This window comes from Neisseria mucosa (assembly GCA_003028315.1).
In the GTDB taxonomy this organism is placed as follows: domain Bacteria; phylum Pseudomonadota; class Gammaproteobacteria; order Burkholderiales; family Neisseriaceae; genus Neisseria; species Neisseria mucosa.
Genome location: CP028150.1, coordinates 2,531,413 through 2,550,799, shown reverse-complemented (window position 1 = coordinate 2,550,799; position 19,387 = coordinate 2,531,413). Strand labels below are relative to the sequence as shown.

General features: G+C 53.1%; 19 protein-coding genes and 1 pseudogene. 14 read left to right on the top strand and 6 right to left on the bottom strand.

Translation table 11 applies throughout. The features are described 5' to 3' along the window. Positions 1–10 precede the first annotated feature (10 nt). The 10 genes from NM96_12970 to NM96_12925 all read left to right on the top strand — a co-directional run bounded on the left by NM96_12970 (position 11) and on the right by NM96_12925 (position 11,585). The gene (locus NM96_12970; protein ID AVR80098.1) at positions 11–1,183 is read left to right on the top strand and encodes a hypothetical protein; all 1,173 of its coding nucleotides are present in this window, start codon (positions 11–13) and stop codon (positions 1,181–1,183) included. After that, the gene (locus tag NM96_12965; GenBank protein AVR80097.1) at positions 1,176–1,793 is read left to right on the top strand and encodes a sugar transferase; all 618 of its coding nucleotides are present in this window, start codon (positions 1,176–1,178) and stop codon (positions 1,791–1,793) included. The genes NM96_12970 and NM96_12965 overlap by 8 nt, the downstream gene beginning before the upstream one ends. Next, positions 1,780–2,754 carry a carbamoyl phosphate synthase large subunit gene (locus NM96_12960; protein ID AVR80096.1) on the top strand — a complete coding sequence of 325 codons (975 nt, stop codon included), beginning with the start codon at positions 1,780–1,782 and terminating at the stop codon, positions 2,752–2,754. Before NM96_12965 ends, NM96_12960 begins: the two co-directional genes overlap by 14 nt. After that, the gene (locus tag NM96_12955) at positions 2,741–3,427 is read left to right on the top strand and encodes an HAD family hydrolase (protein ID AVR80095.1); all 687 of its coding nucleotides are present in this window, start codon (positions 2,741–2,743) and stop codon (positions 3,425–3,427) included. Before NM96_12960 ends, NM96_12955 begins: the two co-directional genes overlap by 14 nt. A 47-nt stretch (positions 3,428–3,474) precedes the next feature. Then, positions 3,475–4,257, top strand: a complete 783-nt coding sequence (locus NM96_12950; protein ID AVR80094.1) for a formyl transferase — start codon at positions 3,475–3,477, stop codon at positions 4,255–4,257. Next, the gene (locus NM96_12945) at positions 4,250–5,425 is read left to right on the top strand and encodes an aminotransferase (GenBank protein ID AVR80093.1); all 1,176 of its coding nucleotides are present in this window, start codon (positions 4,250–4,252) and stop codon (positions 5,423–5,425) included. Before NM96_12950 ends, NM96_12945 begins: the two co-directional genes overlap by 8 nt. A 195-nt stretch (positions 5,426–5,620) precedes the next feature. After that, a complete protein-coding gene (locus NM96_12940) occupies positions 5,621–7,513 on the top strand; it encodes a nucleoside-diphosphate sugar epimerase (protein ID AVR80092.1) in 1,893 nt (630 codons plus the stop codon). Positions 7,514–7,604: 91 nt separating this feature from the next. Beyond that, on the top strand, positions 7,605–8,738 hold the full coding sequence (locus tag NM96_12935) for a polysaccharide export protein Wza (GenBank protein AVR80091.1): 1,134 nt from the start codon (positions 7,605–7,607) through the stop codon (positions 8,736–8,738). A 159-nt stretch (positions 8,739–8,897) separates the two neighbouring features. Continuing rightward, the gene (locus NM96_12930) at positions 8,898–9,344 is read left to right on the top strand and encodes a low molecular weight phosphotyrosine protein phosphatase (GenBank protein ID AVR80354.1); all 447 of its coding nucleotides are present in this window, start codon (positions 8,898–8,900) and stop codon (positions 9,342–9,344) included. A gap of 48 nt (positions 9,345–9,392) precedes the next feature. After that, positions 9,393–11,585, top strand: coding sequence for a tyrosine protein kinase (locus NM96_12925; protein ID AVR80090.1), 2,193 nt, complete (start codon positions 9,393–9,395; stop codon positions 11,583–11,585). A gap of 309 nt (positions 11,586–11,894) precedes the next feature. On the opposite strand, the gene NM96_12920 is transcribed toward NM96_12925, so the two are convergent. Both NM96_12920 and NM96_12915 read right to left on the bottom strand, forming a co-directional pair. Then, entirely contained in the window at positions 11,895–12,590 is a 696-nt protein-coding gene (locus tag NM96_12920) for an LrgB family protein (GenBank protein AVR80089.1), read from the bottom strand. 12 nt (positions 12,591–12,602) lie between these two features. After that, positions 12,603–13,082, bottom strand: coding sequence for a hypothetical protein (locus tag NM96_12915; protein AVR80088.1), 480 nt, complete (start codon positions 13,080–13,082; stop codon positions 12,603–12,605). Positions 13,083–13,096: 14 nt separating this feature from the next. Here NM96_12915 and NM96_12910 point away from each other — a divergent pair, with 14 nt between their 5' ends. Further along, complete coding sequence (locus NM96_12910) at positions 13,097–13,981, top strand: LysR family transcriptional regulator (GenBank protein ID AVR80087.1); 885 nt, start codon at positions 13,097–13,099, stop codon at positions 13,979–13,981. Positions 13,982–14,054: 73 nt separating this feature from the next. On the opposite strand, the gene NM96_12905 is transcribed toward NM96_12910, so the two are convergent. After that, the gene (locus NM96_12905) at positions 14,055–14,408 is read right to left on the bottom strand and encodes a hypothetical protein (GenBank protein ID AVR80086.1); all 354 of its coding nucleotides are present in this window, start codon (positions 14,406–14,408) and stop codon (positions 14,055–14,057) included. Between the two features lie 150 nt (positions 14,409–14,558). On the opposite strand from NM96_12905, the gene NM96_12900 reads away from it, so the two are divergent. Both NM96_12900 and NM96_12895 read left to right on the top strand, forming a co-directional pair. Beyond that, positions 14,559–15,686, top strand: coding sequence for an oxidoreductase (locus NM96_12900; protein ID AVR80085.1), 1,128 nt, complete (start codon positions 14,559–14,561; stop codon positions 15,684–15,686). Beyond that, positions 15,683–16,342: an NAD(P)H-dependent oxidoreductase gene (locus tag NM96_12895; GenBank protein AVR80084.1), complete on the top strand. Its 660-nt coding sequence runs from the start codon at positions 15,683–15,685 to the stop codon at positions 16,340–16,342. The genes NM96_12900 and NM96_12895 overlap by 4 nt, the downstream gene beginning before the upstream one ends. Before the next feature lie 163 nt (positions 16,343–16,505). Here NM96_12895 and NM96_12890 read toward each other — a convergent pair whose 3' ends face one another. Next, positions 16,506–17,588, bottom strand: a complete 1,083-nt coding sequence (locus NM96_12890; GenBank protein ID AVR80083.1) for a phospho-N-acetylmuramoyl-pentapeptide-transferase — start codon at positions 17,586–17,588, stop codon at positions 16,506–16,508. Here NM96_12890 and NM96_12885 point away from each other — a divergent pair. Beyond that, positions 17,587–17,748 (top strand): annotated as a pseudogene (locus NM96_12885) (sugar ABC transporter permease). The gene NM96_12890 and the pseudogene NM96_12885 overlap by 2 nt on opposite strands. 35 nt (positions 17,749–17,783) lie before the next feature. Here NM96_12885 and NM96_12880 read toward each other — a convergent pair. After that, positions 17,784–17,972, bottom strand: a complete 189-nt coding sequence (locus NM96_12880; protein ID AVR80082.1) for a hypothetical protein — start codon at positions 17,970–17,972, stop codon at positions 17,784–17,786. A gap of 2 nt (positions 17,973–17,974) precedes the next feature. Next, on the bottom strand, positions 17,975–19,342 hold the full coding sequence (locus NM96_12875) for a UDP-N-acetylmuramoyl-tripeptide--D-alanyl-D-alanine ligase (protein AVR80081.1): 1,368 nt from the start codon (positions 19,340–19,342) through the stop codon (positions 17,975–17,977). Between the last annotated feature and the right edge of the window lie 45 nt (positions 19,343–19,387).

The window sequence follows — 19,387 nt, the reverse complement described above, 5'->3', positions numbered from 1 at the left end:
GTCTGAAAATATGAACATCACCATCGTCGCCCCCTACTGTTCGCTGCCGTCCGAGCCGCATTTCAACCGCTTCTGGTATCTTGCCGAGCTGTTGTCGCAGTCTCATGACGTGCTGCTGATTACCAGCAATTTCAAACACTACGACAAATCTTTCAGACGACCTGAAGATGCCGAATCTGCCTCGCAAGGTCGTCTGAAAGTCATGCTGCTGGAAGAGAGCGGCTACGGCAAAAACGTCTCGCTGGACCGCGTCAAAAGCCATCATGTGTTCGTCAAACATTTTGAGCAATGGCTGAACAACTGCCGCCCGGGCGAGCAAGACGTCGTCTTTTCCGCCTACCCGCTGATTGCCACCAATCTGCTCTTGGGTGAACACAAAGCGCGTTTGGGCTACAAGCTGATTATCGACGTGCAGGACGTATGGCCGGAATCCTTCTCCTCGGTCGTGCCGTTTTTGAAAAAAATCCCGCACAACCTGCTCCCCTTCTCCTCCCGCGCCAACCGTGCCTACCGCTACGCCGACGCGCTGGTCGCCGTATCTCAGACCTACCTCGACCGCGCCAAAGAAGCCAATCCGAACGTACCCGGCGAAGTCGTCTATATCGGCGCGGATTTTCCGAAACTCGATGCCGCGCCGGCAAAAGACTTCGGCGACGACAAAACCCGTTTCTTCTATTTGGGTACGCTCAGTTACAGCTATGACGTGGAAACCGTGTGCAAAGGCGTTCGGAAACTGTTGGACGACGGCGAAAATGTAGAGCTGCACATCATGGGCGGCGGCCCCGATTTGGACAGGCTCAAACAATACGCCTGCGACGGTATTAAGTTTTACGGCTACATCCCCTACGCCGAAATGATGTCGGTCGCCAAGGGCTGCGACATCTCGGTCAACGCCATCCATTCCTACGCCATGCAGTCGATTACCAACAAACTGTCCGACTACATGGCATTGCAAAAACCGATTTTAAACAGCCAGGTCAACGACGAAGTTGCCGAAGTCCTCACCCTGCTGCCGCACGCGGACTACCGTTCCGGCGACGTGGACAGCTTCGTCCAAGCCGCCAAAGACATTCTGGCGCGCAAAAACGACCCCGTTCAATCCGACGAAATCGTCCGCCGCTTCAAGCGCGACGTGGCGTATCAAAAAATCGTCAACCTGATTGAAAGATTAGCCCATGAGTAAATTCTTCAAACGCCTGTTTGACATCATCGCCTCCGCCTCAGGACTGATTTTCCTCTCGCCCGTATTTTTGATTTTGATATACCTCATCCGCAAAAACTTGGGCGAACCCGTGTTCTTCACCCAAGAGCGTCCGGGCAAAGACGGCAAACCGTTCAAAATGATCAAATTCCGCTCCATGCGCGACGCGGTCGACAAAGACGGCAACCCGCTGCCCGACAGTGAGCGGCTGACCCCTTTCGGCAAGAAACTGCGTGCGACGAGCCTGGACGAACTTCCTGAGCTTTGGAACGTTCTAAAAGGAGAGATGAGCCTGGTCGGCCCAAGACCGCTGTTGATGAGCTACCTGCCGCTTTACAACGAATTTCAAAACCGCCGCCACGAAATGAGGCCCGGCGTTACCGGTTGGGCGCAGGTCAACGGGCGCAACGCGCTTTCGTGGGACGAAAAGTTCGCACACGATATTTGGTATATCGACCATTACAGTTTTTGGCTGGATATGAAAATCCTGTTTTTGACGGTCAAAAAAGTCTTTATCAAAGAAGGCATTTCGGCTGAGGGAGAAGCCACTATGCCGTATTTCACAGGGAATGACTCAGATGAAAAAAAATAACGTACTTATCCTTTCCGCAGGAAGACGAGTTGAATTGGTACAGGATTTTCAAACCGAAGCCGCCAAGTTTTCAGACGATGTCAAGATTTTGACGACGGACTTGGTACCACGTATGTCTTCCGCCTGCCACGTTTCGGACGGTTCGTTCGAAGTGCCGCTGATCAGTTCGGATTCGTATATCGACAGCATCTTCGATCTGGCGGTACGAGAAAACATCGGTTTAATCATCCCCACCATAGACACCGAACTGCAAAAACTGGCAAACGAACGCGGCCGCTTCGAAGCGGCAGGTATCCACATCATCGTTTCCGATGCGGACTTTATTGCGCGATGCCGCGATAAACGTAAAACCGCCGACCTGTTTGCCCGCTACGGCATACGCTCGCCCGAAATTTACGACCGCGAGAAGTTGGTTTTCCCTTGCTTCGCCAAACCTTACGACGGCAGCCGCGCCATCGGCGCCAAACGGATTGACACACCAGCCGATCTGACACCTGAAGTATTGGCAGATCCCAAATTAATGTTCTGCCAGCTTATCGACATCGAAAACGAATTTTTCGAGTTTACCGTCGATATGTATTACGACCATGAAGGTCGTCTGAAATGCGCCATCCCGCGAAAACGCTTGGAAGTGCGTACCGGCGAAGTCAGCAAAGGCATTACCCGCAAAAACAGCCTCTACCAAACACTGCTGGAAAAAATGGCGGTATTGGAAGGCGCGCGCGGCTGCATTACGGCGCAATTCTTCTGCAACGAAGAAACCGGCGAATTCTACGGCGTGGAAATCAACCCCCGCTTCGGCGGCGGCTTCCCGCTGACGTATGCCGCAGGCGGCAATTACCCAGGCTGGCTGATGCACGAATACTTCCGCAACGAAGAAATCCCGTTTTCAGACGACTGGGAAAACAACCTCATCATGCTGCGCTACGATGCCAAGGTCTTGGTTCATGAAAACGATTAATCCCGAAACCGCCGTCATTGTCTTCGACTTGGACGATACGCTGTACTCGGAATACGAATACAAGCTCTCCGGCATCCGTGCGATCGTCGATACCGTCGCCGCCCTGTATCCCGATTGGGATTCAGACGACCTATGGCGCAGTATCGACCCCGACGGCAAAGACTGGCTGGACAAGTTGTGCCGCCACTGCGGTTTCAACGAATCGGAAAAACAGGTTCTTCTGTGGCAATACCGGCTGCACCGCCCGACGCTGACGCCGTATGCCCCGCATGATTTCCTGTCCGAGCTGACCGCGCCCTTCGCCGCACGCGCACTGATTACCGACGGCAGAAGCCTGACCCAACGCTTGAAACTGGAAGCCTTGGGGCTGTATTCCCTGTTTGACGACATCCTCGTCTCCGAAGCCTGCGCTTCGGAAAAGCCCGACGGCAAACGCTTCCGCTATTTACAAGACAAATATGCCGGCAAGGCAGACTGTTTCATCTACATCGGCGACAACCTTTCCAAAGACTTCATCGCGCCGAACGCTTTGGGCTGGATTACCATAGGCTTGCGTCCCTCCGGGCGTAATATCCACATTCACCCGCCTGGAAGTTTTAGTACAGAATATCATCCCGCTTTTTGGATTGACTCCCTTCAAGATTTAGCTTCCCTAATCAATTCAAGCATTTAGCCATTACATAATCAAACGTACACTCACAATGCCAAAAGGACTATTTCATGACAAAAATATTATTCATGGGACGTAAACGGCTTTCCGCCAACCTGCTCCGGCTCTTATCTTCACAAAACGGCATCGAAATCGTCGGCGTACTGACCGACAGCCACCTGCAAGGCTCACCGACGGCTGCCGCCGCCAAAGAATTGGGCTTGCCGCTCTACACTTTCGACACCGCCTTGGAAGCAATGAAAGAAGGTCGTCTGAAATACGACTTGGGTTTGTCCGTACTCTACTGGCGCAAACTGCGCGACGAATTCCTGACCGTCCCGCGCTTGGGTACGATCAACTTCCACCCGGCCCTGTTGCCCGAATACAAAGGCACGGGCGGCTACAACCTTGCCATCATGGACGAATTGTCCGAATGGGGCAGCACCGCCCACTACGTCGATGCCTCCATCGACACCGGCGAAATCATCGAAGTGGACCGCTTCCCCATTGATTCTTCTGCCGAAACCGCCCAATCGCTCGAACGCAAGACCATGCAGGCATTGGAGCCGTTCGCACAACGCATTATCGCCCGCGCCGTCGAAGCGCAAGCCAAATTGCCGACCACGCCCAACATCGGCGGCCGCTACGTCAGCCGTGATGAAATGGAAGCGATGAAGCAAATCCATGACGGCGACGATGTCGAGAAAAAAATCCGCGCGTTCTGGTTCCCGCCTTACGACGGCGCATACGTCGAAATCGACGGTCAAAAATACACCTTGATCAACCGCCAACTGCTGGAAGAAGTCGCCCCCAAAGACTCCACCAGCCTTTTCGCAGGAAAAGCCAATGCTTAACACATCCCTCTCCCCGTGGCCGAGCTTCACCCAAGAAGAAGCCGATGCCGTTTCCAAAGTCCTGCTGTCCAACAAAGTCAACTACTGGACAGGCACCGAATGCCGCGAATTTGAAAAAGAATTCGCCGCCTTCGCTAGCACGCAATACGCCGTCGCCCTTTCCAACGGCACACTGGCGCTTGATGTTGCGCTTAAAGCAATGGGCATCGGCGCAGGCGACGATGTCATCGTTACCTCACGCACCTTCCTCGCCTCCGCTTCCTGCATCGTTACCGCAGGCGCAAACCCCGTGTTCGCCGACGTGGATTTAAACAGCCAAAATATCAGCGCGGAAACCATCAAAGCCGTGCTGACGCCGAATACCAAAGCCATCATCGTCGTCCACCTCGCCGGTATGCCTGCCGAAATGGACGGCATCATGGACTTGGCAAAAGAACATGATTTATGGGTTATCGAAGACTGCGCCCAAGCGCACGGCGCGAAATACAAAGGCAAATCCGTCGGCTCCATCGGACACGTCGGCGCATGGTCGTTCTGCCAAGACAAAATCATGACCACCGGCGGCGAAGGCGGCATGGTCACCACCAACGACAAAGAGCTGTGGAGCAAAATGTGGTCGTACAAAGACCACGGCAAAAGCTATGACGCTGTGTACCACCGCGAACACGCCCCCGGCTTCCGCTGGCTGCACGAAAGCTTCGGCACCAACTGGCGCATGATGGAAATGCAGGCAGTCATCGGCCGCATCCAGCTCAAACGTATGCCCGAATGGACGGCGCGCCGCCAAGCGCATGCCGCCAAGCTGGCAGAAAGTTTGGGCAAATTCAAAAGCATCCGTCTGATTGAAGTCGCCGACTACATCGAACACGCGCAATACAAGTTCTACGCCTTCGTCAAACCCGAACACCTCAAAGAAGGCTGGACGCGCGACCGCATCGTCAGCGAACTGAACGCGCGCAAAGTCCCCTGCTATCAAGGCAGCTGCTCCGAAGTCTATTTGGAAAAAGCCTTCGACAACACGCCGTGGCGGCCGAAAGAGCGGCTGAAAAACGCCGTCGAACTGGGCGACACCAGCCTGATGTTCTTGGTGCATCCGACGCTGACCGACGACGAAATCGCGTTCTGCAAAGAACACATCGAAGCTGTGTTGGCAGAAGCCACAGCATAAAGTACAAACCGCCGCGCCCGTATCATCGGGACGGCGGCGGTTTACCGCTTCAGCCGAATAAAAAAGGGAACCGGCAAGCAGCCGACACATACGGAAAACCAATGCTCCGTAGCAACAAACGTCTTTTCAGACGACCTTCGTATGGCTGAGGTCGTCTGAAACCCTGTCCGACAACATTACTCAGAATATACCAAAATGAATTTGGAAACCCTGTTATCCCTGCCCCGCAACGTCAAAAAAACCTTCTTCGTCATCCATGATATTTTGATGGTTTTTATCGCCTTTTGGTTTGCACAAAGCCTTAAAGCCCAATATTCCGACGAATGGGCAAGCATGGCGAACTGGCTTGCCTTCGGCTCGACTGCTTTTTTGACCATCGCGCTGTTTGTCAAACTGGGGCTGTACCGAGCCGTTACCCGCTTCGTCAGTACCCGCGTCCTGACCGCTGCCGCATTCGGCAGCCTGATTTCAGCCGTCTTGTTCTGCCTGACTACCCTGATTTTTGAGCGCAAGCTGCACCTTGCCCTGCCCGTCGTTTATTTCTTGCTGCTGGTCGTCTGTATTACCAGTTCGCGCATGATTCTGCGTGCCATCCTGACCGACCGCCACAAAAAACAAATGGTGCCCGTCATCATTTACGGAGCAGGACAATCCGGCCGCCAACTGTTGGAAGCCATCAAACAGGTCAACGAATATTCCGCTGTCGCCTTTGTGGACGACAACCCCAAAATCCGCCGCACCGTCATCTACGACCTGACCGTCTATGGTCCTGAAGACATCCAATCGCTCATCGACCGCTACGGTGTGGAAAAAATCCTGCTCGCCATCCCCAGCTCCACTCAGGAAGAACGCCGCCGCATCATCCAAAGCCTCGAAAAATACAAATGCGAAGTACTGACCATCCCCGGCATGAAAGACTTGGTGGACGGCAAAATCAAAGTCAGCGCGCTGAAAAAAATCTCCGTCGTCGATTTACTCGGCCGCGACCCCGTCGCCCCCCGCCCCGAACTCATGGGTGCGGACATTACCGGCAAAACCGTAATGGTAACAGGTGCGGGCGGGTCCATCGGCTCCGAACTCTGCCGCCAAATCCTGAAATGCCGCCCGTCCAAATTACTGCTGTTCGAACTGTCCGAGTTCTCCCTGTACAGCATAGACAAAGAATTGCGCGAAACTCAGGCAGCTGCCGGCAGTCAAATCGAAGTCGTCCCCCTGCTCGGTTCCGTGCAAAACAAAGAACGCCTGATCAGCGTCATGACCGCGTACGGCGTTGAAACCGTCTATCACGCCGCCGCCTACAAACACGTCCCCATGGTCGAGTTCAACACCATCGAAGGCATTCGCAACAACGTCTTCGGCACGCTCTTGTGCGCGCAGGCCGCCGTCGAATCCGGAGTCAGCACCTTCGTGCTCATCTCCACCGACAAAGCCGTACGCCCGACCAACACCATGGGCGCCAGCAAACGCATGGCGGAACTCTGCCTGCAGGCACTCGCCGCCGAACCCGGCCAACAGACCCGCTTCTGTATGGTGCGTTTTGGCAACGTTTTAGGCTCCTCCGGCTCCGTCGTCCCCGTGTTTGAAAAACAAATCGCCGAAGGCGGCCCCATCACCCTGACCCACCAAGACATCACCCGCTACTTCATGACCATCCCCGAAGCCGCCCAACTCGTCATTCAAGCGGGCGCGATGGGCAAAGGCGGCGACGTATTCGTGTTGGATATGGGCGAATCTGTTAAAATCATTGACTTAGCCAAACAAATGATTACGCTTAGCGGCCTGAAATTGAAAGATGCCCAACATCCCGACGGCGATATCGAAATTAAAATTACAGGACTGCGTCCGGGCGAAAAACTTTACGAAGAGTTGCTCATCGGAGACGAAGTGCAAAAAACCACTCATCCCCGAATTATGACCGCCAGCGAAGTAATGCTGCCATGGGCGCAATTAAATGACATAATTATGCGTATGGACTTAGCGTGCTCAAATTCAGACCAACAAACCCTGCGCGCCCTGCTGCTTGAAGCCCCTGCCGGCTTTAATCCCAAAGACGATATTTGCGATTTGGTTTGGCAGCAGACACATTAAACACCCTACCGATAAAGTAAGATACCCTACAAAAAAGGTCGTCTGAGAGTTTTCGGACGATCCCGATGATAAGATTGACAAGGATACCGACATGAAAAAACAGCTTGCCTTTATCAGCCTGTCGCTGATGGCACTGACCGCCTGCAACAGCACTACCGTCATACCCGGCTCCACCATCAACACACGCAACAAAGCCATCATTTACGATAATGACGAAACCGTAGCAGACACCAAATTCGACAAGCGAGTTGCCATCTATCCGATTACCTTCGGCCTCGTTGAAAAAATGCGCAAACCGCCGGTGTTGTCGCAAACCAACGCAGCCCTCGAACACAGCAGAGCCGCCTACCGATACCATATCGGCAAAGGCGACGTATTGAACATCATGGTCTGGGCGCACACCGACCTCAACTCCCCCGTCCAACAAAGCAGTCCGCAAAGCAACCAAGTCAGCCGAGGCGCCTGGGTGGACGAAAGCGGCTACATCACCTACCCGCTGGTCGGCAAAATCCAAGCGCAAGGCAAAACCATAGACGAGCTGCAAAACATCCTGACAAGTCGTCTGAAACGCTATCTTAAAAACCCCCAAGTTACCATCAACGTAACCGAATTCCGCTCGCAACGCATTTCCATTTCCGGAGCTGTCGGACAAGCCGGACAACTGCCGATTACCAACGTCCCCATGACCATCCTCGATGCCGTCAATCAAGCGGGCGGCGTGGCGCAAAACGCAGACACCCACAACGTCAAATGGACGCACAACGGCGTTGACCGCACCATCTCCCTGCAAAACATCATGCAGTACGGCGATATGTCGCAAAACCACCTCTTAAGCAATGGCGACATCGTTTACATCCCCAACAACAGCAACAGCAAAGTATACATCATGGGCGAAGTCGGCCGCCAAGCCACCCTGCCTATCGACAATCACGGCTTAAATATCACACAGGCACTGGGTGAGGCCGGGGGGATGAACCAAACCCAAGCCGATGCAACCGGCGTATTCGTCATCCGCCGCGCGCCTGAAGACGCAGTCAAACCTATCCACATTTACCAACTTAACCTGAAAGACGCGACTGCTTACGCATTGGGTAACGACTTTGACCTTCGCCCCAACGACATCGTTTATGTAACTGCCGCACCGGTTACCCGTTGGAACCGCGTAGTGTCTCAATTAACCAGTTTCGTAACCAACGTCAACTCTATCGACAACACATTCAAATAACCTGACAGCCTGACAGCAGCCGTTGTCAGGCAAATAGTGGTTCGGGTACGAATCGTCTGAATGGTGCATGAACAAAATTACCATCCGGACCGAAAAATATCCGACCGCAAACTGTTTTATAATGATTTGACCCTACAAGAAAAAAATACCGCTTCCCTTATGTTTCAAAATATTTTAGTAGTATGTATGGGCAACATCTGCCGTTCTCCGACAGCAGAACGTATTTTGCAGAAAAAACTGCCCAACCACCGTATCAGTTCTGCCGGCATTAACGCATTGGCAGGAAAAGATGCAGACTTCCAAGCCATTAAAACCGCCCTCAAACACGGCGTTATCGTCGCAGGACATACCGCCCGCCAACTCACACCCAAAATGTGCGACGAAGCGGATTTGATTTTGGTCATGGAGCTGGCACATATCGACATGGTTGCCGACATCCAGCCGTCTGCGCGCAGTAAAGCCTTTTTGCTTGCCCAATGGCTGCCGAAAAAAAATATACCCGACCCATTCAAACAAAGCAGTGAAATGTTCGAAGCGGTCTTCCTACAAATCGAACAAGCCGCCAATACATGGGCGGATAAACTGAGCGGACAGGCAGAGCAATAATCTCCATCCTCCGCACAACAGAACCCGTTTTAAGAAGAAAGTCCACTGATGTACAAACAATATCCCTCATCAGCCCCTGCCGGCAACGACGAAATCGACTTCGGCCAACAAATGCAAAGCCTGTGGCAAAACAAAAACAAAATCGCCGCCGCAATCTTGGCAGGCGGATTGGCAGGTGCCGTAATCGGTTTGGCCTCCACCCCGCTCTATCGTGCCGACGCCATGTTGGAAATCGAAACCAAACAAAACCAGATTCTAACCGAAATCAACAATATGCTTTCCAACGAACCTGCACCGTCCGAAGCAGAAGTGGAGCTCGTTCAATCTCGTTTGGTATTGGGCAAAACCGTTGAAGACCTGCAACTTGATCAAGAAATCAAAGCCACCTACTTCCCGATTTTCGGGAATATGGTGCACAACCTCAGTAGCAGCGACGACCCGATGTTAAAAATCGGCGCGTTCACCGTTTCTGAGGACTGGATCAACAAACCCTTCAAACTGACTGTCAAAGACAGCAAAACCTACCTGCTGACACTCCCTGACGGTACGACTAAAGAAGGCCATGTCGGTGCGCCCCTTAAAATCAATAACGAAACCGTTCTAAAAGTCGACCGCATTCTTGCTGAGGCAGATCAAGATTTCGAGCTGACCAAATTCTCCAAACTCAGTGCTATCGAAAATCTGAAAAACAAGCTCTCGGTCATCAGTAAAGGTAAAACCAGCCCCATCATCAACCTTTCCTATACCGATACTGATCCTAAAAAAACCAGCACTATTCTCAACAGCATCGCTGACAATTACGTCTCCCAAAACCGCGAACGCGATGTTCAAGTCGCTTCCAGCGGCTTGGCGTTCATCAGCGAAGAATTGCCTCGTCTGAAAGAAACCTTGCAAGATGCGGAAAACAAACTCAACGCCTACCGCGAACGATCCGGTTCTCTAGACATTCCGCTTGAGTCCAAAGGCGCGCTTGAAAGCCTGACCAGCATCGAAACCCAAATCACCCTGCTCAAAACCGAAGAAGCAGGTTTGGCAGAACTATACACTCCGGAGCACCCTTCCTATAAAGCCGTTTTGGACAAATTGGCGGTACTCGAACGCGCCAAGAGCAAAATCAACCAGCAAATCGCCGGCCTGCCCAACACCCAGCAGGAAGTCATCCGCCTGACCCGCGACGTAGAAACCAACCAAGCGACCTACGTCCAACTCTTGGCGAAACAACAAGAACTCAACATCATGAAAGCCAGTGCGCAAGGCAACGTCCGTGTCGTTGACCATGCCTACACGCCGGAAAAGCCGATTGCCCCCCGCAAAGCCGTTATCACAGCGTTGGGCGCGCTTGCCGCAGGCGCACTTGCCTCCATGTGGTTCCTACTGCAAGGCCGCATGCGCCGCGGCATTACGTCGTCTGAAGAAATCGAAGCCCTCGATCTCGAAGTTTCGGCACTTATCCCGCATTCAAAAACCCAGCAAAAACGCGACCTTATCAAACGCAAGTTCAAATCGCTCAAAGGACGTTCCACCTATCTTTTGGCAAACGAAGACAGTACCGACATCGCCGTCGAAGCCATCCGCGCCCTGCGTACCAACATTTACTTCTCCATGCTGGACGCCCGCAATAATATCCTCATGATTACCGGTGCGGCTCCGGAAGCAGGTAAATCCTTCATTTCCGCCAACCTTGCCACCGTGATGGCGCAGTCCGGCAAACGCGTCCTGCTGATTGATACCGATATGCGCAAAGGTTATCTGGATCAGTTGCTGAACGTAACACCTGAATTCGGCCTGTCCGACATTTTGTCTGGAGAAGTTTCCCCTGCCCAAGCCGTTATCCAAACCAATATCCCCAACCTGCACCTCATCAGTGCCGGCAGCTATCCTAAAAATCCGTCCGAACTACTGATGGACAACCGTTTCAAAGAACTGTTGTCAAACGCGCAAAAACGTTACGATTACGTCATCATCGACACCCCGCCCGTTTTGGCGGTAACCGATGCCGTCGTTGTCGGACAACATGCAGGCACAGTCCTACTGGTCAGCCGCTACGGCAATACGACTACCAAAGAGCTGGCTATCAGTGCGGAACGCCTGCGTCAAAACAAAATCACCATCAAAGGCGTTATCCTCAATGGCATGAAACGCGAGGCTAACAGCACTTACGACTACTACTATTCTTACATCACGCCTACCGAAGGCAAAAAAACCGCCAAAAAAACTACGTCAGAAAAACCAAAAGCCTGACGATAGGTAAGGTTTGTCATCAAAAAAGGTCGTCTGAAAATTTTCAGACGACCTTTTTATCATCAACACAGTCAATTCAAAGAAAAGCCCCAATTCCATCATTTTTGCCATAGCCTGGCATAAGCAGGGTGCAACGCCGATATGGGTATTTTCGATTCTGCTGAATCGGTCTCAAACCAAATCATTTTTTCACAGGCAACGCGCCCTCGCTATATTTTGCAATAAATATCAGCAAGGCACCATACTGCCATCAGAATTTACTTAACGGCTTTTCAGACGACGTTGCCAATACCTTTGTAAAACTGCCGTTCAGCCCATCAGCCAAACCACCAAATGCACCATGCTCGGCCCGATGATGACCATAAACAGCCCCGCCAAAATCATGGTCAGGCTCGCCATCACGCCTTCGGTTTCGTGGCGTTGTCCGGCGCGGGAAGTACCGAAGCCGTGGGCGGCGTTGCCCAGTGCGACGCCGTTGGCGGTGTGGAAGCGGATGCGGGTGAACGCTAAAAACAAATCGCCGAATATCATGCCGACGAAGCCGGTGATGATGGTGAACAGTGATACCAGTGACGCCGAGCCGTGGATTTCACTTGCCAATACGACGGCAAACGGCGTGGAAATCGAGCGCGCCATCAGGCTGTTGGTCACTTCGCTGTCGAAGTGGAACATATTGCCCATCAAAAACGCGCTGGCCACGCCGACGAACATGCCGACCAAAATCGCTATCGACAGGATGGGAAGCTGGCGGCGGATGACTTCGCGGTTTTCATAAATCGGAATGGCAAAAGCGACCGTTACCGGCGTGAGCAGGAAAACGATGCCTTGCGTGTATTTGTGGTAAGTGTCGTAGGAAATGCCCAAAAGCAGCATCAGGACGATGGTGCTGACCGAAACGGTCACGACGGGCGAGAAAATCATCAGCGGTTTTTTGCGGTAGATTTTTTTCGCCACAAAATAGGCGAAGCAGGTCCAAGCGAAGCAGGCGAGCGCGGCGTAATCCATTTTTGTTCCCTATCAGGCATGCAGTTTTTTATACAGGCGGCGTTTCCAGCGGTAGCAGAAATTCAGCGTCAACGCCGTGCTGATCATCACCAGCGCAGTGCCGACCGCAATCGTCAGCACGAGCTGCCAGCCTTCCGACATCAGCAAATCGCGGTACTGCAACACGGATACCATAATCGGGATGAAGAAGAACACCAGTTCGCCCAACACCCATTTGGCGCCGCGCTCGACCATGCCGGTTTTAATTACGCCCAAACCCAGCAGCGCAAGCATTAAAAACAGCCCCAATACGCCCGAAGAAACAGGCAGATGGGCAAAGCGCACCATCAAATCAGACACCAGCCACACCAAGCCGACTACGGCAAGCTGCAAGGTCGTCTGAAAAAATCGCGTCAGTGTATCCATAAGGTTTATCCATCCGTAATCCAAAACGAAGGCTTGATTATAAGGATGCGGTTTGCGCATAATATGAATTATCCGCACCAAAATCATGCATGAGAGGAATAATGGACTTCAAAAGCCTGCACTGTTTCGCCGAACTCGTGCGCCTGCAAAGTTTTTCCGCCGCCGCATCCGCGCTCAACCTGACCCAGCCCACCGTCAGCAAAACCATACAGGCATTGGAAGAAGAACTGGGCGTGCCGCTGCTGGTTAAAGAAAACGGCCGCAAAAAACGCCAGGTCGCCACCACGCCCATCGGCGAAGAAGTGTACCGCCACGCGCTGAACCTCCTGCACGAACGCGACCTGCTGCTCGCCCGCATCGACGGCTACCGCCACATCAAAAGCGGCACGCTGCGGCTGGGTTTGGCACTGCTCGGCAGCGACCTGCTCAGCAACGCCCTGTTCCGCTTCCGCCGCCAATGGCCCGGCATCGAACTGACCTTCCTCGAACAAGGTTCGCTCGCCATCGAACAATCCCTGCGCAACAATGAACTCGACGCCGGACAATTGCTCGCCCCCGTCCACGAAGACTTCGACAGCATTACCCTCTGCGACTACCCGCTCGTCGTCCTCATGCCGCGCGCCCACGCCCGCCATGCCGCCCTCAGCCTCAAAAGCCTGCAACACGAACCTTTTATCCTGTTCGGCTCAGGATTTTCCCTCAACGAAACCATCCAAACCGCCTGCCGCAGCCAAGGCTTCACCCCCAACGTCGTCTGCCGCACCGGACAATGGGACCTGCTCGCCGACATGGTGGCGCACCATATGGGCATCGCCCTTCTGCCCGAATACTACGCCCGCAAAATCAACCCCGACACCTTCGCCGCCGTCCCGCTGACCGAACCCGAAATCCGCTGGCAACTGACGATGGCCTGGAAAAAACACCAGCGCCCTACCCCCGCGCTCAGGGCTTGGCTGGACATCGTCAGGGAAGAGTTCAGGAAATAGAAAAGAATTAAAAATATGCGCCCCTGATGGAGCGCAATATATAAGGTCGTCTGAAAACGGTTTTCAGACGATCTCATCGGGAAAATCTACGGAACAAAAAGATAAGGCAAACCACTTCGGCAATCAAAAGAAAGAAATAGTGCCAGATTGAAGAAGCAGTATATACACTGATTATCCGCTGTATCTCTGCGTGTGCGAAAACCATAAAAACCCAGCCCATACATAATGCTGCCGCCTTCAACCACCTGTTTTTGATGATGTAGTTTCCAAATCCGAAACACAGGAAAGCCGATGTTGCCACAACAAATCCGTAAAACATATCGCCTTCCGACGGTAAACTGCCGATAGGGGGAATTAAAACAGAAAATGTCTGTTCCTTCATTTCTACGTCAAACGATGCTGTCTGCACATCATTTCTAGCAAACACTCTAAGAGAGACAAACCAAACCTAAAGTAAAAGGTCGTCTGAAAAACCAAAATCAGATTTTCAGACGATATCTTTGCGCTTTTCCGTCTATAACGCTTCACCAAAATGTCACTATAATCCCCCCCATTTTTTCTGTTACGTCGTCTGAAAATGTCTGAACCCATCTCCGATCGTAAAATCAAATTCGCCTTAGTCGGTTGCGGCCGTATTTCCAACAACCATTTCGGTTCTTTTGAAGTGTTGCAAGAAGATTGCGAACTCGTTGCCGTGTGCGACATTGATCCTGCCGTGCTTGAGGCGGCGGTCAAGCGCACCGGTGCGAAAGGCTATGCCTGCTATACGGACATGCTTGCCGAAACCGATGCCGACGTAATCGTCATCACCACGCCTTCCGGTTTGCATCCCGAACAGGCAGTTGAGGCGTTGGAAGCGGGTTTTCACGTCGTTACCGAAAAGCCGATGGCAACCTGCTTTACGGACGGCGAGCGCATGGTTCAAGCTGCCGACAAAGCGGGCAAACGCTTGTTTGTGGTGAAACAAAACCGCCTCAACGCCACGCTGCAACTACTCAAACGCGCGGTCACGGAACAACGCTTCGGCAAAATCTATATGGTGCATTTGAATGTTTTTTGGACGCGCCCGCAGTCGTATTACGACCAAGGAGGCGGTTGGCGCGGCACTTGGAAGCTGGACGGCGGCGCGTTCATGAATCAGGCTAGCCACTACGTCGATTTGATGGAATGGCTCATCGGCCCGGTGACGGAAGTGCAGGCGATGATTGCGACCCACCGCAAAATTGAAGCCGAAGACACGGGCGTGATGAACCTCCGTTGGCGCGACGGCACGCTCGGTTCGATGGCGGTAACCATGTGTACCTATCCGAAAAACCTCGAAGGCTCGATTACCATTTTGGGCGAAACCGGCACGGTACGCATCGGCGGCATGGCGGTGAACGAAATTCAGGAATGGAATTTTGCCGACGAGCGCGATTACGACGAACAAGTCAAAACCGCCAATTACGAAACCACGTCGGTGTACGGTTTCGGGCATCCGCTATATTATCGCAATGTTGTCGATGTGTTGCGCGGCAAGGCCGATCCTGTTGTCGATGGGCGCGAAGGCTTGAAATCGCTGGAGCTGATTAACACCGCCTACCTTTCTGCACACAACCGTCAAACGGTTTCGATGCCGCTGGTGTTGCAATCTTTGCGAACGTTTGACCATTCTGATTGTCCGAAAGGAAGCCCCTCCCATACTCAATCAAAGGAATCATCATGATACTGACCCGCGAACAAGCCCTCGAAATTTTCAAACGCCGCGTTTCCGTCCGCTATTACGACCCCGTGCGCAAAATCAGTGCCGAAGATTTTACCGCCATCCTTGACTTCGGACGGCTTTCGCCCAGCTCCGTCGGCTGCGAGCCGTGGCAGTTTGTGGTCGTGCAAAACGCGGCATTGCGCGAAAAAATCAAACCCTTCGCCTGGGGGATGCAGGCTTCCATTTCGGATGCCAGCCACGTCGTTTTCCTGTTGGCTCGAAAACACGCCCGCTACGACAGCCCCGCTTTTGAAGAATTGATGGACAGACGCGGTCTGACTGCCGAAGAACGGGCGGGCGCATTTGAACGCTACCGCCGTTTCCAAACCCACGATATGCCCATCGCCGACGACGAACGCGCCCTGTTTGACTGGGCAAGCAAGCAAACCTACATCGCGCTGGGCAATATGCTCACCGGCGCGGCGATGCTCGGCATCGATTCTTGCGCTATCGAAGGCATGGAGTATGCCGCAGTAGAAAAAATCCTTGCCGAAGCCGGATTGCTCGACCCTGAACATTACGGCTTGTCCGTCGCCGCAACCTTCGGCTACCGTGTGCGCGACATCACCCCGAAACCGCGCCGCGATGCGTCGGAAACGGTGATTTGGGCGGAGTAATGCCGATTAAGTTTAAAGGCCTGGACAGCAATCACAGTATCGTTTCAAACAGATACTTTTGCAAGCCGTCAAAGCAAATCCTGTGATTTCTGTTTCTCTCAAAAAATAAAAAAGGTCGTCTGAAATCTGTTTCAGACGACCTTTTCGATATTGATCGGAATATTTAACGGATTTTCAGCGTACTCAATCCGATTAGCACCAAGACGATGGTGATAATCCAGAAACGGACGACGACTTGGGTTTCTTTCCAGCCTTTTTGTTCGTAGTGGTGGTGGATAGGCGCCATCAGGAAGATGCGTTTTTTGGTTCTCTTATACCAGCCGACCTGAAGCATAACGGACACGGCTTCGACGACGAACAGACCGCCCATGATGACGAGGACAAACTCTTGGCGGACGATGACGGCAACGGTACCGAGTGCCGCACCCAGAGCCAACGCGCCGACGTCGCCCATAAAGACTTGCGCAGGATAGGCGTTGAACCACAAAAATCCGAGACATGCGCCGCACATGGCGGTACAGAAAATCACGACTTCGTTCGCGCCTGCGACATAAGGCAGTTGCAGGTATTGGGCGAATTGCGAGTGTCCGCTGGCATAGGCGAAGATGGCGAGGCCGGCGGCAACGAGGACGACGGGGAAGGCGGCAAGCCCGTCAAGACCGTCAGTGAGGTTGACGGCGTTGGAAGTGCCGACGATGGTCAGATAGGTCAGAACGACGAAACCGACCACGCCCAGCGGCAAGGCAACTTGTTTGAAGAAGGGAACGATCAGGATGTTGTTGGAGCTATTGGACGCAAGGTAAAACAGGGCAAGCGCGGCGATAATGGCGACGCTCGACTGCCAAACCATTTTGAATTTGGGAGAAACGCCGTTGGGGTCTTTATAGACAACTTTGCGCCAGTCGTCGTAAAAACCGAGCGCGCCCGTGGCGAGCAATACGCCCAAGAGAATCCAAATATACGGGTTTGCCCAGTTGCCCCACAAGATTGTGGACACGGTGATTGCGGTCAGAATCAGCGAGCCGCCCATCGTCGGCGTACCGTTTTTGATGAGATGGGTTTGCGGCCCGTCGGTGCGCACTGCCTGCCCGACTTTTAATTGCGTCAGTTTGCGGATGGTCCATGGACCGAGCAGCAGGGAAAACGCCAAGGCGGTCAAGGCTGCCATGACGGCGCGGAATGTGGTGTATTGAAAGACATTCAGACCGGACAACCAGTTACTGAAATGTGCAAGCCATAAAAACATGGGGCTTCCTTTTGTTTTTGTTGTTACATTGGGCTTATCGCCCGTTTTAAAGTTTGGTTTTTGGGTCGTCTGAAAAAAGTTTCAGACGACCTTTGTAGATTATCAAGCAGGTTATGACAGTCAGGGCTTAATGAAGTTCACTTTATATTCAGGTTTTTAGGGAACTTTTATCCGTTATCCAGACCGCTGGCGGTGTTATGGAGCGGAGGCGGCGTTCGCGTCTTTCTCAATCACGCAAATCGGATCATTTCCCGGATGCTTGCCGCCGCCCAAGTCCAGACAAAGGTCCTCATAAAGATACGCCTGCGTCCGCATTCCGGCATAAAACGCGCCAATTAACGCGGCAATCAGCAATAAGGCTTTCACAAAGCCGCGACTTTTCATTTTCAGACGGCCTCTTTATCCATCAACGCCTCGACCACTTCTTCCATCTTCATAAAGCGCGAACCTTTCACCAATACGGTGGCGCGTTCGGGCAAATTGTGGCTCAACACTTGAATCAACGGGTCTTTGGCGGCGAACCACAAACCGTCCGCGCCAAACGTTTCCGCCGCTTCGACGCTGTTGTCGCCGACAAAATAAGCCGCTTCGATGCCTTGGTCGCGGGCGTACGCGCCGACTTCGGCGTGCATGGCGGCGGCTTCGTCCTCGCCCAGTTCGCCCATATCGCCCATCACGAAAATACGCGGCGAAGGCATACGCGCCAACACGTCAATCGCAGCTTTCATGCTGTCGGGGTTCGCGTTGTACGTATCGTCAATCAGGGTCGCGCCTTTGATGCCGGCTTTGACGTTCAGACGACCTTTGATATTGCTGAAGCCTTTCAAACCTTCCGCCACATCGTTCAAACTCAAACCAGCCGCCAAAGCCAACGCGGCGGCAGCGGCGGCGTTGTGGATATTGTGGCGGCCGGGAACGGGCAGCACCACGGCTGCGCGCTCGTTGCCGCACACCAAATCAAATTCGCACGATAAAGGTTTCAGCACGATATTTTCCGCGTGGACATTGCCGCTATCGACGCCGAAAGTCTGTTGCTGATGACCTTGGGAGGTCGTCTGAAACACGGCGGCGTGTTCGTCTTCGCACGGAATCAAAGCCAATCCGTTTTCGCCCAAGCCTTGATAAATCTCGCTTTTCGCCTTGGCAATATCGTTCGTGCCGTCAAAACCGCAGCCGACATGGGCGCGCAGGGCGTTGTTGACCAAAGCGGCATCGGGTTTGGCGATTTGCGTCAAAACTGCCAGTTCGCCGAAATGGTTCATGCCCATTTCGATCACGGCATAGCGGTGTTTTTCGTTTAATTTCAACAAAGTCAGCGGAAGGCCGATATGGTTGTTGAAGTTGCCCGCCGTCGCCAACACGGCATCATCGCCGAAACGGCGGCGCAATACCGCAGCCAGCATTTCCTTCACCGTCGTCTTGCCGCCCGAGCCGGTAATGCCGAACACAAACGGGTTCACATTCCCGCGCCACGCCTTCGCCAGCGTTTGCAATGCGGCAAGCGTGTCATCGACTTTCAACGCGCCGTCCATTGCAGCGCAATCTTCGCGCGAAACCACAACCGCCGCCGCACCCGCAGCCAATACGTCTTCAACAAAATCATGTGCGTCAAACCGCTCGCCCGCCAATGCGAAAAACACATCGCCCGCGCGGATGTCGCGGCTGTCGGTTACGATGCGCGACACGGGTTTGTTTTCAGACGGCGTTGGAAGGTTGAGGGTTTGGCAGATGAAATTTAGGTCTAGTGGTTTCATGGTTTCTTTCGTTTGTTTTTTTCAAACAGGCATTTTGTTGCAAAG

Excerpts from the sequence above, each read along its gene's own strand:
- NM96_12970 (AVR80098.1), top strand. The coding sequence starts at position 11 with ATGAACATCACCATCGTCGCCCCCTACTGTTCGCTGCCGTCCGAGCCG.
- NM96_12965 (AVR80097.1), top strand. The coding sequence starts at position 1,176 with ATGAGTAAATTCTTCAAACGCCTGTTTGACATCATCGCCTCCGCCTCA.
- NM96_12960 (AVR80096.1), top strand. The coding sequence starts at position 1,780 with ATGAAAAAAAATAACGTACTTATCCTTTCCGCAGGAAGACGAGTTGAA.
- NM96_12955 (AVR80095.1), top strand. The coding sequence starts at position 2,741 with ATGAAAACGATTAATCCCGAAACCGCCGTCATTGTCTTCGACTTGGAC.
- NM96_12950 (AVR80094.1), top strand. The coding sequence starts at position 3,475 with ATGACAAAAATATTATTCATGGGACGTAAACGGCTTTCCGCCAACCTG.
- NM96_12945 (AVR80093.1), top strand. The coding sequence starts at position 4,250 with ATGCTTAACACATCCCTCTCCCCGTGGCCGAGCTTCACCCAAGAAGAA.
- NM96_12940 (AVR80092.1), top strand. The coding sequence starts at position 5,621 with ATGAATTTGGAAACCCTGTTATCCCTGCCCCGCAACGTCAAAAAAACC.
- NM96_12935 (AVR80091.1), top strand. The coding sequence starts at position 7,605 with ATGAAAAAACAGCTTGCCTTTATCAGCCTGTCGCTGATGGCACTGACC.
- NM96_12930 (AVR80354.1), top strand. The coding sequence starts at position 8,898 with ATGTTTCAAAATATTTTAGTAGTATGTATGGGCAACATCTGCCGTTCT.
- NM96_12925 (AVR80090.1), top strand. The coding sequence starts at position 9,393 with ATGTACAAACAATATCCCTCATCAGCCCCTGCCGGCAACGACGAAATC.
- NM96_12920 (AVR80089.1), bottom strand. The coding sequence starts at position 12,590 with ATGGATTACGCCGCGCTCGCCTGCTTCGCTTGGACCTGCTTCGCCTAT.
- NM96_12915 (AVR80088.1), bottom strand. The coding sequence starts at position 13,082 with ATGATTTTGGTGCGGATAATTCATATTATGCGCAAACCGCATCCTTAT.
- NM96_12910 (AVR80087.1), top strand. The coding sequence starts at position 13,097 with ATGGACTTCAAAAGCCTGCACTGTTTCGCCGAACTCGTGCGCCTGCAA.
- NM96_12900 (AVR80085.1), top strand. The coding sequence starts at position 14,559 with ATGTCTGAACCCATCTCCGATCGTAAAATCAAATTCGCCTTAGTCGGT.
- NM96_12895 (AVR80084.1), top strand. The coding sequence starts at position 15,683 with ATGATACTGACCCGCGAACAAGCCCTCGAAATTTTCAAACGCCGCGTT.
- NM96_12890 (AVR80083.1), bottom strand. The coding sequence starts at position 17,588 with ATGTTTTTATGGCTTGCACATTTCAGTAACTGGTTGTCCGGTCTGAAT.
- NM96_12880 (AVR80082.1), bottom strand. The coding sequence starts at position 17,972 with ATGAAAAGTCGCGGCTTTGTGAAAGCCTTATTGCTGATTGCCGCGTTA.
- NM96_12875 (AVR80081.1), bottom strand. The coding sequence starts at position 19,342 with ATGAAACCACTAGACCTAAATTTCATCTGCCAAACCCTCAACCTTCCA.